General features: G+C 67.5%; 11 protein-coding genes, 1 tRNA gene and 2 pseudogenes. 3 read left to right on the top strand and 11 right to left on the bottom strand.

All coding sequences use genetic code 11. The features are described from left to right. Positions 1-82: 82 nt before the first annotated feature. The 7 genes and pseudogenes from EV691_RS18760 to rpsU all read right to left on the bottom strand — a co-directional run. Positions 83-737, bottom strand: a pseudogene (locus EV691_RS18760) (Fic family protein); the annotation flags it as partial. Positions 738-1,036: 299 nt separating this feature from the next. Next, positions 1,037-1,113: transfer RNA gene (locus tag EV691_RS18755), tRNA-Ile, on the bottom strand. A 97-nt stretch (positions 1,114-1,210) separates the two neighbouring features. Then, positions 1,211-1,504: a N(2)-fixation sustaining protein CowN gene (gene cowN / locus EV691_RS18750; protein ID WP_089166994.1), complete on the bottom strand. Its 294-nt coding sequence runs from the start codon at positions 1,502-1,504 to the stop codon at positions 1,211-1,213. A gap of 96 nt (positions 1,505-1,600) precedes the next feature. Next, positions 1,601-2,251 (bottom strand): Crp/Fnr family transcriptional regulator, encoded by a 651-nt coding sequence (locus tag EV691_RS18745; protein ID WP_131299099.1) that lies wholly within the window; start codon positions 2,249-2,251, stop codon positions 1,601-1,603. Between the two features lie 103 nt (positions 2,252-2,354). Then, positions 2,355-4,214: an RNA polymerase sigma factor RpoD gene (rpoD, locus tag EV691_RS18740; RefSeq protein ID WP_131299100.1), complete on the bottom strand. Its 1,860-nt coding sequence runs from the start codon at positions 4,212-4,214 to the stop codon at positions 2,355-2,357. 64 nt (positions 4,215-4,278) lie between these two features. After that, on the bottom strand, positions 4,279-6,204 hold the full coding sequence (dnaG, locus tag EV691_RS18735) for a DNA primase (protein ID WP_131299102.1): 1,926 nt from the start codon (positions 6,202-6,204) through the stop codon (positions 4,279-4,281). Between the two features lie 97 nt (positions 6,205-6,301). Further along, the gene (rpsU, locus tag EV691_RS18730) at positions 6,302-6,517 is read right to left on the bottom strand and encodes a 30S ribosomal protein S21 (protein WP_010795989.1); all 216 of its coding nucleotides are present in this window, start codon (positions 6,515-6,517) and stop codon (positions 6,302-6,304) included. 201 nt (positions 6,518-6,718) lie between these two features. Here rpsU and tsaD point away from each other — a divergent pair, with 201 nt between their 5' ends. Beyond that, positions 6,719-7,744, top strand: coding sequence for a tRNA (adenosine(37)-N6)-threonylcarbamoyltransferase complex transferase subunit TsaD (gene tsaD, locus EV691_RS18725; RefSeq protein WP_131299104.1), 1,026 nt, complete (start codon positions 6,719-6,721; stop codon positions 7,742-7,744). A 15-nt stretch (positions 7,745-7,759) separates the two neighbouring features. Here tsaD and plsY read toward each other — a convergent pair whose 3' ends face one another. Further along, positions 7,760-8,329, bottom strand: coding sequence for a glycerol-3-phosphate 1-O-acyltransferase PlsY (gene plsY / locus EV691_RS18720; protein WP_131299106.1), 570 nt, complete (start codon positions 8,327-8,329; stop codon positions 7,760-7,762). A gap of 65 nt (positions 8,330-8,394) precedes the next feature. On the opposite strand from plsY, the gene folB reads away from it, so the two are divergent. Further along, the gene (folB, locus tag EV691_RS18715) at positions 8,395-8,748 is read left to right on the top strand and encodes a dihydroneopterin aldolase (protein WP_039801501.1); all 354 of its coding nucleotides are present in this window, start codon (positions 8,395-8,397) and stop codon (positions 8,746-8,748) included. Beyond that, the gene (gene folK, locus EV691_RS18710; RefSeq protein ID WP_131299108.1) at positions 8,739-9,287 is read left to right on the top strand and encodes a 2-amino-4-hydroxy-6-hydroxymethyldihydropteridine diphosphokinase; all 549 of its coding nucleotides are present in this window, start codon (positions 8,739-8,741) and stop codon (positions 9,285-9,287) included. Before folB ends, folK begins: the two co-directional genes overlap by 10 nt. 11 nt (positions 9,288-9,298) lie before the next feature. Here folK and EV691_RS18705 read toward each other — a convergent pair whose 3' ends face one another. The 3 genes and pseudogenes from EV691_RS18705 to EV691_RS18695 form a co-directional block, all read right to left on the bottom strand. Further along, the gene (locus EV691_RS18705; protein ID WP_039801505.1) at positions 9,299-9,679 is read right to left on the bottom strand and encodes a rhodanese-like domain-containing protein; all 381 of its coding nucleotides are present in this window, start codon (positions 9,677-9,679) and stop codon (positions 9,299-9,301) included. Beyond that, entirely contained in the window at positions 9,663-11,477 is a 1,815-nt protein-coding gene (locus tag EV691_RS18700; protein ID WP_131299110.1) for a SulP family inorganic anion transporter, read from the bottom strand. The genes EV691_RS18705 and EV691_RS18700 overlap by 17 nt, the downstream gene beginning before the upstream one ends. Continuing rightward, a pseudogene (locus tag EV691_RS18695) lies at positions 11,477-13,219 on the bottom strand (bifunctional protein tyrosine phosphatase family protein/NAD(P)/FAD-dependent oxidoreductase). Before EV691_RS18695 ends, EV691_RS18700 begins: the two are co-directional and overlap by 1 nt. Positions 13,220-13,239 lie beyond the last annotated feature (20 nt).

Genomic DNA, 13,239 nt, shown 5'->3' with positions numbered 1-13,239 from the left:
GCAACCGCGCTCTTTCTTGAGGACTGAGGATGATTCTGTAATGTTCCATGCCGACATTATGCATGACGCAGATTTAGCTGTGTCATAACACTAGGCGTGTATTGGCCATGGCGGATGCGGACCAGTTGATCTGGTAACGGGTGCTGCGCCTGCCGCCGGGCAGACGGACGAGGCAGCCCTTGTCGAGCAGGTCGGCTAGGTGACGGGGGCGGGCCTTGGAGACCCTGGCCACCGCCTGGTACTGAGCAGCGCTGATGCCCTCATTGAAGCCCTTCTCGCCGCCGTCGAGCAGACGGTTGAGCACCTTGCTCTGCTCGGCGGACAGCACCTGCTGGCGGTGTTGCAGCGAGAAGCGCACCTTGCCGAGTATGCGGTCGATGCGTTGCAGGGCCTGCTGCAGGCTGCGCAGGAGTGTCTGCAGGAACCAGTCGAGCCAGTCGGTGATATCGACGGTGCCTTTCTGGCTGCTTTCGAGGATACGGTAATAACCCCGGCGGTCGTCGAGAATGCTGGCCGACATGGTATGGAAGCGGATCGTGCCGCTCGGCCTGGGCCTGCGCTAGGTCGGTGATGGCGCGGGTCAGGCGACCAGTGCCGTCGTCGAAAGGGTGCAGGGTGGCGAACCAGAAATGCGCGATACCGGCGCGCAGCAGCGGGTTGAGGCCGCTATCGCTGCGGCTAGCCTCGAACCAGTCGAGGAAGGCGGCCAACTGCTGCTCCAGGCCACCACATGGTGGGACTGAATATCTAGAAGCGAAGCCGATGCATTTCAGATGATTTCCATACTCCTGCGTAGGACCCGACGCCGGACGCTGCCGAGTCCACCGCGACGCAGAGCGCCCCCTCGGTCTCGTTGGCCAGCATGGGCGTCTTGACGGTACTACCGACGAAGGTGATGACCGAGTGCAGATGGGATGGTCGCGCTGTATGAAAGGCTTGTTGAGCGGCTGGTGCCCATGAACAACGGAAATCCGGCTTTGGTGTTAACCCGTGGGCTCCTTAAGGAAAAGCCAAGAGCACAATCCTTTGATTTAATTGGTGGGCCCGCAGGGACTCGAACCCTGGACCAAAGGATTATGAGTCCTCTGCTCTAACCGACTGAGCTACAGGCCCCCAGAAGGCCGGCGGATTATAGCGGCGGCTTTCCGCCCGCGCCAAGCGACGGGAGCGGAAAAGCCGGCATTCGTTGCGAACCGGTTTCACGGCGCGATCAGCAGCAGTCGTCCTCGACCCGTTCCAGCAGGGCCAGGGCTTCTCGGTCGTCGTGGCGGGCGAAGAGTTCGTAGACGACGTTCACCTGGGCGTGCAGCAGCAGGCGGGCATCGCTCTCGCTGCCGTCGCGCGAGCCGATCTTCTCGCGGAAATAGGTGCAGATCGGGCAGTCGCCCGGGTCCTGCTGCAGGTAGTGCTGGATCCGCGCATAGAGGGTGCGGATGCAGCGGTCGCAGTCGATGTAGGGCAGGGATTCTTCGCCGCAGATGCTGCGATAGGTCGTCGTGATCATGAACGTTCCTCCGGCGAGCGGGTATCTGGAGCGTTCATGCTAGAAAGCGGGGGGAGGGCTGTCTGTCAGCCAGCAGACAGCTTGCCCGGCTACTGGCTACTGGCTGCGGGCGCGCAGGCGTTCGGCGTCGTGGATGTCGAAGACGCCGTTGCCGGCGCGGCTGAGGATGCCTTCGCGGGCCATCCGGTTGAGCAGGGAGGAGACGGTCTGGCGGGTGGTGCCGAGCAGTTGGGCGATGTCTTCGGTGTTGAGGTCCAGCTCGAGGCGCAGGCTGCCCTGGTGGGGACGGCCCTTGCGCGCCAGCATGCCGTCGAGGAAGCGCGCCAGGCGGCCCTCGACGTCGCGGAAGGCGAGGTCCTCGATGATGCGCATGCAGTTGTCGAGGGTGGCGCCGAGCACGCGGATGATCGCCGGCACGGCGCTCGGCAGCGAGCGGAGGGTGGCCATCGTTTGCACGGTGTCGCCCATCAGCACCTCGCTCGGGCGCACGGCCTGGACATAGGCCTGGCTGTGGGTGCTGTAGATGCCGCCGGCTTCGAGGAAGGTGAGGGTGTATTCCTTGTCCTCGAAGGCGAGGAATACCCGGATGCGCCCGCTGCGCACGATGAACACGCTGTCGCGCTCGCCGTTCGGGCTGCCGAGCAGTTCGCCTTCGACCAGCTGGCGCTGGTGGAAACCCTGCAGCAGGGCGGCCTGGGTGAGCGCATCCAGGCGTTCGAGCAGGTTGCTGGCGTCGGGTCCGTGCATGGCGTCGTGTCGTTGGGGGCTGCGCAGGCTCTCAGTATAAGGGTGTCCGCTGTCCGGCCGACAGCTGGAAAGCAAGACCCCCGGCGGGCCGGGGGTCTTGCTGTCACTCGTCGAGGAAGGAGCGCAGGTGTTCGCTTCGCGAGGGATGGCGCAGCTTGCGCAGGGCCTTGGCCTCGATCTGGCGGATGCGCTCGCGGGTCACATCGAACTGCTTGCCGACCTCCTCGAGGGTGTGGTCGGTGTTCATGTCGATGCCGAAGCGCATGCGCAGCACCTTGGCTTCCCGGGCGGTGAGACCGGACAGCACTTCGCGGGTGGCTTCCTTGAGGCTTTCCACGGTCGCCACGTCGATCGGCGACTGCATGGTGGAGTCCTCGATGAAGTCGCCCAGATGCGAGTCTTCGTCGTCGCCGATCGGGGTTTCCATGGAGATCGGTTCCTTGGCGATCTTGAGGACCTTGCGGATCTTGTCCTCGGGCATCTCCATGCGCTCGCCCAGCTCTTCCGGCGTGGGTTCGCGGCCCATCTCCTGGAGCATCTGCCGGGAGATGCGGTTGAGCTTGTTGATGGTCTCGATCATGTGCACCGGAATGCGGATGGTGCGCGCCTGGTCGGCGATCGAGCGGGTGATCGCCTGGCGGATCCACCAGGTGGCGTAGGTCGAGAACTTGTAGCCGCGGCGGTATTCGAACTTGTCCACCGCCTTCATCAGGCCGATGTTGCCTTCCTGGATCAGGTCGAGGAACTGCAGGCCGCGGTTGGTGTACTTCTTGGCGATGGAGATCACCAGGCGCAGGTTGGCCTCGACCATTTCCTTCTTGGCGCGGCGGGCCTTGGCTTCGCCGATGGACATCTGACGGTTGATGTCCTTGATCTCGGCGATGGTCAGGCCGACTTCCTGCTCGAGGTCGATCAGCTTCTGCTGGCACTGCTTGATGTCGTCGGCCAGCTTGCCGAGGGCTTCGGCGTACTTGGTCTTGCCCTTGGCCAGGAAGTCGACCCAGTCCTGGTCGACCTCGTTGCCGGGGAACTGGCGGAGGAAGTCGGCACGCGGCATGCGCGCATCGCGCACGCACAGCTGCATGATCGCACGTTCCTGGGTGCGCACACGGCTCAGGGAGTCGCGCACCTGGTCGACCAGAGCGTCGTACTGCTTGGGCACCAGCTTGATCGGCATGAACAGGCTGGCCAGCGCCTGCAGCTCTTCCATGGCCTGGGCGCTGCCGCGGCCATGTTGCTGGAGGATCTCGCGGGCCCTGTCCAGCTGCTCGGCGACGGCGCCGAAGCGCAGGCGGGCGACTTCCGGATCGGGGCCGCCGTCGCCTTCCTCTTCCTCGCTGCTGTCGCCCTCGCCCTCTTCCTCTTCTTCGTCGTCGGACGCCGGCGCCGCGGCGCTCTTGCTCTTGAGATCGACGGGGACCTCGGCCTCGGCGGGTACCGCCGAGTCATCGTCGGGGTCGATATAGCCGCTGAGGATGTCGGACAGGCGGCCGCCTTCGCTGGCGACGCGCTGGTATTCCGCGATAATACTGTCCACGGTGCCGGGGAAGTGGGCGATGGCGCCCATCACCTCGCGAATGCCTTCCTCGATGCGCTTGGCGATCTCGATCTCGCCTTCGCGGGTAAGCAGTTCCACGGTACCCATTTCACGCATGTACATGCGCACCGGGTCGGTGGTCCGGCCGATGTCGGTTTCCACCGCCGCCAGGGCGGCGGCGGCTTCCTCGGCGGCGGCTTCATCGGTGTCGGCTTCGGCCAACAACAGGGCATCCGTATCCGGGGCGCTTTCGAATACGTTGATCCCCATGTCGTTGATCATGCGGATGATGTCTTCCACCTGTTCCGGATCGGAAATATCCTCCGGCAGGTGGTCGTTGACCTCGGCGTAGGTCAGGTAACCCTGTTCGCGGCCGCGAGCGATCAACTCTTTGATGCGGGACTGCTGTTGAGCTTTTACGGACATGACACCCTATCCACTGAATGTTCTGGCGGGCTGAAAAGCTGAATATTATAGCCGATGCTTGACCTTACGCGCCAGTTGAGGTCGGGGGGGCGGGGGATGCGTGGCGGCTGAGCAGGTCGCGCAGGCGAGCCTTCTCTTCTGCGCTCAATTCGCTCTGGCGGGCTTTGCGAAGCAGTTGTTCGATACCACGCTCGCGCTGCCGTGCCGCTAATGTATTTATAGTGTCGAAAAACTGTTGTTCAAGGTTGTCCGTCGAAATCAGCCATTCCTTTTCCGCCAGGGCGCGCAGCAGTCGGCCCTGTTCGGTGCCGTGCCAGCGGGCGATCAGTTGCAGGCTGCTGCTGTGCGGGTTTTTCTGCAGGGCCTCGAGCAGGGCGACCAGCAACTGGGCGTAGGTGTCGTCCTCGCTGGCGAAATGGCTGGCATCGGCGACCTTCTGCGCCAGTTGCGGATGCTGCAGCAGGGTGCGCAGGGCGCTCAGGTTGGGCGGCTCGACGCTGACTGCGGTGCGCGGTCGTGCCGGGAAGTCGCCGCGGCCTTTCCGGTAGCCGTTGCGCCCTGGCTCCTTCCACTGGCCCTTGCCGCGGGCAGGACGCCCGGGGTCGGCGAGGTCCGGGTAGTCGGCGTGGCTGGGCTCGGTCTGGTAGTAGGCATCTTCCGCGTGTGGCGGATGCTCGCCCGGAGTCTGGCCGGCCGTGGGCGTCGGGACGATGCCGCTCAGTCCGGTGATCTCGGCGAGGCGCTGGCGCATCAGGGTGCGCAGGTTGGCGCCGGGAACCCTCTCGATCAGCGGGGCGGCGAGGGTCGCCAGGTGGGCCTTGCCCTCCAGGCTGCGCGGATCGGCTTCCTCGGCCAGTTGCTGGAAGAAGTAGTCGGCCAGCGGCCGGGCCTGCTGCTCCAGGCGGGCGAGGAAGGCCTCGCGGCCTTCGGCGCGCACCAGGCTGTCCGGGTCTTCGCCCTCGGGCAGGAACAGGAAGCGCGCCCGGCGGCCGTCCTGCAGGCTTGGCAGGGTGGCCTCGAGGGCGCGCCAGGCGGCCTTGCGTCCGGCCTGGTCGCCGTCGAAGCAGAACAGCACGCTGGGCACCAGGCGGAACAGGCGCTTGAGGTGCTCCTCGCTGGTGGCGGTGCCGAGGGTCGCCACCGCGTTGCGCAGGCCCTGCTGGGCCAGGGCGATGACGTCCATGTAGCCCTCGACCACGATGATCTCGTCGAGGTCGCGGTTGTGCCGGCGCGCCTCGAACAGGCCGTAGAGTTCCTGGCCCTTGTGGAACACCGGGGTTTCCGGGGAGTTCAGGTACTTCGGCTTGTCGTCGCCGAGCACCCGGCCGCCGAAGGCGATGACCCGGCCGCGGCTGTCGCGGATCGGGAAGATCACCCGGTCGCGGAAGCGGTCGTAGCGCTTGCCGGTCTCGGCGTTCTCGATCAAAAGGCCCGCGTCGATCATCGCCTTCTGCTGCAGGGCGTCGCCGCCCAGATGCTTGAACAGGTTGTCCCAGCCGGGCGGGGCGAAGCCGAGGGCGAAGTCGCGGGCGATGATGCCGGACAGGCCGCGCCCTTTCAGGTAGTCGACGGCGGCCTGGCGCGCCGGATGGCTCTTCAGGGCCTGGCGGTAGTAGTCGGCGGCGGCAGCCAGCAGCGGATAGAGCGGCGAGTCGACGCTCTGGCGCGGCTGCCGGTCGCCGCCGCGTTCCTCGCGGGGCACCTCGAGGCCGGCGCGCTTGGCCAGCTCCTCGACCGCCTGGGGGAACTCCAGGTGGTCGTGGTCCATGAGAAAACCCAGCGCGTTGCCGCCGGCGCCGCAGCCAAAGCAGTAGTAGAACTGCTTGTCCGGGCTGACGGTGAAGGAGGGGGTCTTTTCCTGGTGGAAGGGGCAGCAGGCGCTGTAGTTCTTGCCGGTCTTCTTCAGCTGGACGCGCGAGCCGACCACCTCGACGATGTCGGTGCGGTTCAGCAGGTCGTCGATGAAGCCTTGGGGGATCAGTCCGGCCATGGGGTTTCCGGTTCGGGCGGGTGCCGGGTGGCTCCGGAAATGCAAAAAGCCCGGTTTTCGACCGGGCTTTCCAGGAGCGGCGAAGCGTTGCTGCAGCTTAGTACAGGCGCTCGCGGCGGCGCTGCTCGCGCTGCACTTTCTTGGCGTGGCGCTTGACGGCGGCGGCGGCCTTGCGCTTGCGCTCGGAAGTGGGCTTCTCGTAGAACTCGCGGCTGCGAACTTCGGCCAGAACGCCGGCTTTTTCGCAGGAGCGCTTGAAGCGACGCAGGGCTACGTCGAAGGGTTCGTTCTCTTTAACTTTGACGGCGGGCATCCAGGGCTACCTTAACTATTGACCGGTGGTGAACGCCCTCTCCGGACTCGGCTCGGGAGAACGTCGATTCTCAAGGGCTGCGGATGTTACCTCATTTGCCGTGGCCAATGCAAAGCCCGCGGCTCGAAAAGCGCTGGTCTGCGGGGTGGTCGGCGATTATCATGCGCCCCTCGATTTTCCTGGCTAATAAAGGTCGAACCCATGCTCGTTCTGGGGCTGGAAACCTCCTGCGACGAAACCGGCGTCGCGCTTTACGACAGCGAGCGCGGCCTCCTGGCCGATGCGCTGTTCAGCCAGATCGATCTGCACCGCATCTATGGTGGGGTGGTGCCCGAGCTGGCCTCGCGGGATCACGTCAAGCGCATGCTGCCGCTGTTGCGTCAGGTGCTTGACGAGTCCGGCTGCCGCGCCGGGGACATCGACGGCATCGCCTATACCGCCGGCCCCGGCCTGGTCGGCGCGCTGCTGGTCGGCGCTTCCTGCGCCCAGGCGCTGGCGCTGGCCTGGGGGATTCCGGCGCTCGGCGTGCACCACATGGAAGGCCATCTGCTGGCGCCGATGCTGGAAGAGCGGCCGCCGCAGTTTCCCTTCGTCGCCCTGCTGGTTTCCGGCGGGCATACCCAGCTGGTGCAGGTCGACGGCATCGGCCGCTACCAGCTGCTCGGCGAGTCGCTGGACGACGCCGCCGGCGAGGCTTTCGACAAGACTGCCAAGCTGCTCGGCCTCGGCTATCCCGGCGGGCCGGAGATCGCCCGCCTGGCGCAGGATGGCCGGCCGGGGCGCTTTGTCTTCCCGCGGCCGATGACCGACCGGCCCGGCCTGGCGTTCAGCTTCAGCGGTCTCAAGACCTTCGCCCTGAATACCTGGCAGCACTGCCAGGCAGGCGGCGACGACGGCGAGCAGTCGCGCCGCGACATCGCCCTGGCCTTCCAGCAGGCGGTGGTGGAGACGCTGATCATCAAGTGCCGGCGGGCGCTGAAGCAGACCGGCCTCAAGCGTCTGGTGATCGCCGGCGGGGTGAGCGCCAACCAGGCGCTGCGTTCGGCCTTGGAGCAGATGCTCGGCGAGCTGGATGGCCAAGTGTTCTACGCGCGGCCGCGCTTCTGCACCGACAACGGCGCGATGATCGCCTATGCCGGCTGCCAGCGTCTGCTCGCCGGCCAGCAGGACGGGCCGGCGATCCAGGTCCATGCACGCTGGCCGATGGAGAGCCTGCCGGCGCTCTGAACCGGCGGCGTCGCGTCAGAAATGCCGCTCCCGGCCGGCGAACAGGTCAAGCAGGTTGCGGCGATGGCGCCAGACGATCACGCCGTAGAGCAGCAGCATCGGCAACAGGGCCTCGGGCTGCCGCCAGGCCAGCAGCGGCAGGCAGAACGGAATGGCGGTCAGGGCGGCGAGGGAGCTGGTACGGGTGAGGGCGAAAACCAGCAGCCAGGCGGCGACCGCCGGCAGCACCGCCGGTGGATAGAGGCCCAGCAGCATTCCGGCGGCGGTGGCCACGCCCTTGCCGCCGCGGAAGTTGAAATACAGGGGATACAGATGGCCGAGTACCGCGGCCAGGCCGACCCAGGCCTGCTGCTGGATGCCGAGGCCGGCATGCTGGGCGATCAGCACCGGCAGCAGGCCCTTGCACAGATCGCCGAGCAGGGTGAGCGCTGCTATCCGCTTGCCGGCGAGGCGCAGCATGTTGGTGGTGCCGGGATTGCCCGAGCCGCAGGCGCGCGGGTCCGGGCGGCCGCTCAGGCGGCTGAGCAGGATGGCGAAGGACAGCGAGCCGAGCAGGTAGGCGAGGATCGCCAGCAGCCAGAACATGGGATCCATCCGGGGTGAGGGCGCCTCGATTCTAGCGGGGCCCGGCGCCCTGCGTGGAGATGAATTTGGACAAAGTGTTTATCGAGGGTCTGGAAGTCGACACCGTCATCGGCGTGTACGACTGGGAGCGCGGCATCCGCCAGTGCCTGCGGCTGGACCTGGAGTGCGGCTGGGATGTCCGGGCGCCTGCCGCCGGGGACGAGCTGGCCTGCGCGCTCGACTATGCGGCGGTGGCGGCGCGCATCCAGGCCTTCGCCGGCGAGGCGCGCTTTCAGCTGGTGGAAACCTTCGCCGAGCGCCTGGCCGGCGTGCTGATGGCCGAGTTCGGGATTGCCTGGCTGCGCCTGCGGCTGACCAAGCCGGGCGCCGTTCCCGCGGCTGCCGGCGTCGGCGTGGAGATCGAGCGCGGATGTCGCTGACTCCTGTGCTGCTCGGGCTCGGCAGCAATATCGAGCGTGTCGCCCACCTCACCGCCGGCCTTGAGGCGCTGTCCGGCCTGCTGCAGGACATGCGCTGCTCGCCGGTGTTCGAGAGCCTGCCGGTGGGGATCAGGAGCGGTCCCTTCTACAATCTGGTGGTGGCCGGGCAGGCCGACCTGCCGCTGATCGAGCTGGACCGCCGGCTCAAGTTCATCGAGGCCGACAATGGCCGCTATGCGCCGGAACGCAAGGGACTGCCGCTGGATATCGACGTGCTGATGTACGGCGACAAGGTCGGCAACTTCGACGGTCTGCTGCTGCCGCGCCCGGAAATCCTGAAGAACGCCTTCGTGCTCTGGCCGCTGGCGCTGCTGGTGCCGGAGCGGCGCCATCCGGGCGCACGGCGTACCTTCGCCGAACTGTGGCAGGAAGCGCGGATCGAGCAGGTGTTGTGGCCGGTTTCCTTCCACTGGCGCGGCGCGCAGCTGACCCCGCCGGCGCTGAGCCGGGCCTTTCCCGCATTGCCGACCGGGTCGTAGGGGCGCGGCCCCTACTCGAAGGTCGGCAGGCTCGGCGTGGCCACTGTCTTGCCGGCCGTGCTCCAGGCATCGAAGCCGCCGGCGATCGACTGCACCTGCAGGTAGCCCATGTCCTGCAGGGCGCAGGCGGCCAGGGCGGCGCGGCCACTGGTCTTGCAGTAGAGGACGATCTTCAGGTCGCGGGACGACAGCTCCGGCGTGGCGCTGAGCCTGAACTCCAGCAGGCCGCGCGGAATGTTCACCGCGCCGGGGATGTGGCCGGCGTGGAATTCCTCGGCCTCGCGCACGTCGAGCAGCACGTCGGCGTCGCGGATCGCCGCCTCGGCGGCGTCGAGCTCGACTTCATGGATGCGGGCCTTGGCGTCGGCCACCAGGTCATGGGCGCTTTTCATGGTCGTTTTCCTGCAGTGTGGATTGATGGGGGAGGGAGCCGCTAGCGCGTTCCTGGCCGCGTATGCCGAGGGCGCGCCGGGTGGTCTGCGGGTCGAGTTCGGCCAGCGCCTCGAACTGGCTGAGGAACACCCGGCCGCCGAAGTGCGCGAGGAAGTCGGAGCGCTTGAGGCGATCCATCACCGGCCCTTTCACTTCCGAGAGATGCAGCTGGATGCCGGCGGCATGCAGGCGCACGCCGATCGCCTCGAGGCTTTCCAGGGCGCTGGCGTCGATCAGGTTGACGCCCGGGCACATCAGCACCAGGTGCTCGGCCTGCGGATGCTCGCTGACCAGTTCGGCGATGCGGTCTTCCAGGTAGCGCGCGTTGGGGAAGTACAGGCTCTCGTCGACGCGGATCGACAGCACCTTCGGGCTTTCCACCACGGCGAAGCGTTTGACGTTGCGAAAGTGCTCGCTGCCCGGTAGTTGGCCGACCACGGCGATGTGCGGCTGGCTGGTACGCCAGAGGAACAGCAGCAGCGACAGGCCGACGCCGACGAGGATGCCGGCCTCGACGCCGATCAGCAGCACGCCGAGCATGGTCGCCGCCATGGCGGCGGCATCCTGCCTGGAGTAGCGCCAGGTGCGTTCGAGCGCACCAAGATCCACCAGCGTGAGTATCGCGACGATGATGGTGGCCGCCAGCACCGCATGGGGCAGGTTGTGGAACAGCGGGGTGAAGAGCAGCACGGTGACGGCGATGCCCACGGCGGTCAGGGCGCCGGCCATGGGCGTCTGCGCGCCGGCGTCGAAGTTCACCACCGAGCGCGACAGGCCGCCGGTGACCGGGAGGCCGCCGCTCAGCGCCGCAGCCAGGTTAGCGCCGCCCAGGCCGACCAGTTCCTGGTTCGGCTCGATGCGCTGGCGGCGCTTGGCGGCCAGGGTTTGCGCCACCGATACCGACTCGACGAAGCCGATCAGGCTGATCAGGATCGCCGCCGGCAGCAACTGCATCGTCAGCGCCGCATCCAGCGGCGGCAGGCTGAGCGACGGCAGGCCCCCGGGAATCCTCCCGACCACGCGCACCCCGGCGGCGCCCAGCTCGAACAGCCAGACCACCAGCACCGAGAGCAGCAGCGCCACCACCGGCCCGGTGCGGGTCAGGGTGTCGGCGACCCTGGCGGTGCAGCCAAGGGTGCGCAGCCAGCCGTTCAGCCGCGTGCGCGCCAGATAGAGAAAGAGCAGGCTGGCGACGCCGATGGCCAGGGTCGGCAGGTTGGTCTGCGGCAGGCCGCGGGCCAGGGCGCCGAGCAGCTGGAGGGCGTTCTCGCCGTCGGCCCTGATGCCGAGGATGTGCTTGAGCTGGCCGAGGGTGATGAGGATGCCCGAGGCGCTCATGAAGCCGGAGATCACCGGATGGCTGAGAAAGTTGGCGAGAAAGCCCAGGCGCAGCACCGCCATCGCCAGCAGGACCAGGCCGGAGAGCAGCGCCAGCAGCAGGGCGGCGGCGTTGTACTCGGCGCTGCCGGCGGCGAACAGCGGGCCGAGCACGCTGGCGGTGAGCAGCGAGAGCACCGCCGCCGGGCCGACCGCCAGGGTGCGGCTGGTGCCGAACAGGGTATAGGCCACCAGCGGCAGGATGCTGGCATACAGCCCGGTGACCGGTGGCAGGCCGGCGAGCATGGCGTAGGCCAGGCTCTGCGGGATCAGCATCAGGGTCACGATCGCCGCGGCCAGGCCGTCCTTGCCCGCTGCCTCGCGATCGTACTGGCGTGCCCACTCCAGGCACGGCAGGTAGCGGGCCAGCCGCTCTTTCATCACTTTTTCTCCCGGGTGAAGTCGCAGGCGGCCGGCGATTCCACCGGGCGCGGCTCGAAGTCCAGATGTTTGGGTTCGGCCAGCCACTCGTGGCCCTTGAGCATCAGGTCGAAGTAGATGCCCGGCATCCACTTGGTCTTCAGCTCTCAGGCCAGGCGGCGCGGCACACGCGGGTCGAAGGGGAAGGTCGGCAGCAGTTTGCCGCCGTAGCCGAACTCGGCGAGGATCACCTTGCCGCGCTCGACGGTCAGCGGGCAGGAGCCGTAGCCGTCGTAGACCGCCCGCGGACCGCGGCCGGCGAGCACGCTGAGGACGTTCTCGGCCACCACCGGCGCCTGCTTGCGCACCGCTGCGGCGGTCTTGGCATTGGGCGCGGCGCACACGTCGCCGAGGCTGAAGATGTTGCCGTAGCGCGGGTGGCGCAGGGTTTCGTGGTCGACCTCGATCCAGCCGTCGGCGTTGGCCAGCGGGCTCTGGCGGACGAACTCGGGGGCGCGCTGCGGCGGCACCAGGTGCAGGAGGTCGAACTCGCGCTCTACCAGGCTGGTGGAACCGTCAGCGGCGGTGACCTTGAACCAGGCCTTGTGCGCCTCGCCGTCGACCTTGACCAGGGTGTTGTTGAAGTGGAGGTGGGCACCGTAGCGCTCGACGTACTTCATCAGCGGCGGCACGAAGTCGGCGACGCCGAACAGCACCGCGCCGGCCGAGCAGAAGTCCACCTGGATGTTCGACAGCACACCCTGCCTGAGCCAGTGGTCGCAGGACAGGTACATGGCTTTCTGCGGCGCCCCGGCGCACTTGATCGGCATCGGCGGCTGGGTGAACAGCGCGCGGCCGTGGCGCAGGGCCTGCACCTGCTGCCAGGTGTAGGGCGCCAGCTCGAACTCGTAGTTGCTGGTCACGCCGTTCTTGCCGAGGGTTTCCCGCGCACCCTCGATGGCGTCCCAGTTGAGGGTCAGGCCCGGGCAGACGATCAGCGCGCGGTAGCCGATGCGGCTGCCGTCTTCCAGCACCACCTGCTGCTGGTCGGGCTCGAAGTCGCTGGCGGCGGCGCGGATCCACTGTGCCTTGGCCGGGATGCAGCGGGCCATGTCGCGCTCGGTGCGCGCGCGGTCGAACACCCCGGCGCCGACCAGGGTCCAGCCCGGCTGGTAGTAGTGCTGATCGCGCGGCTCGACGATGGCGATGCGCAGGCCGGGATCGCGCTTGAGCAGGCTGGCGGTCACCGCGCAGCCGGTGGCGCCGCCACCGATCACCAGCACGTCATAGCGCGGGGTATGGGCGAGCTGCGCCGGCGCCAGCGGCTGGTTGGGCAGACTCTGCCAGCGCTGCTCGAGGCGCGGCTGCAGGGCCGTGAGGTCGTAGCCGGCGGCCTTCGCCGTCGCCAGCAGGGCATCGGGATCGAGGTGGTGGGCCTCGGCCAGTGCCCACAGGGTGGTGGAGCGGGTGCCGGTGCGGCAGAAGGCCAGGACCGGACCCTTGACCCGGTCCAGCAGTCCGCGGAAGGCGGCGACGTCTTCGTCGCTGATCCTGCGGGAAACCACGGGCAAATGGTGGTACTCGAGCCCGGAGTCTTCGGCAGCGATGCGCAGGGCCTCGCTGCTCGGCTGACCCTCGCCTTCGTTGTCCGGACGGTTGTTGATCACGCATCGGTAGCCGCTGGCGGCGAGCAGGCCCATGTCCGCCGGTTCGAGCTGGGCGGCCACGCCGATGAACGGGGTAAGGCGCTTGATCGGTTGCATCCTGGGGTCCTCCTGGCGGA

Source organism: Azotobacter chroococcum (genome assembly GCF_004339665.1).
Lineage (GTDB): Bacteria > Pseudomonadota > Gammaproteobacteria > Pseudomonadales > Pseudomonadaceae > Azotobacter > Azotobacter chroococcum.
The sequence above is the reverse complement of the archived record's forward strand: the minus strand, read 5'-3'. Positions and strand labels throughout refer to the sequence as shown.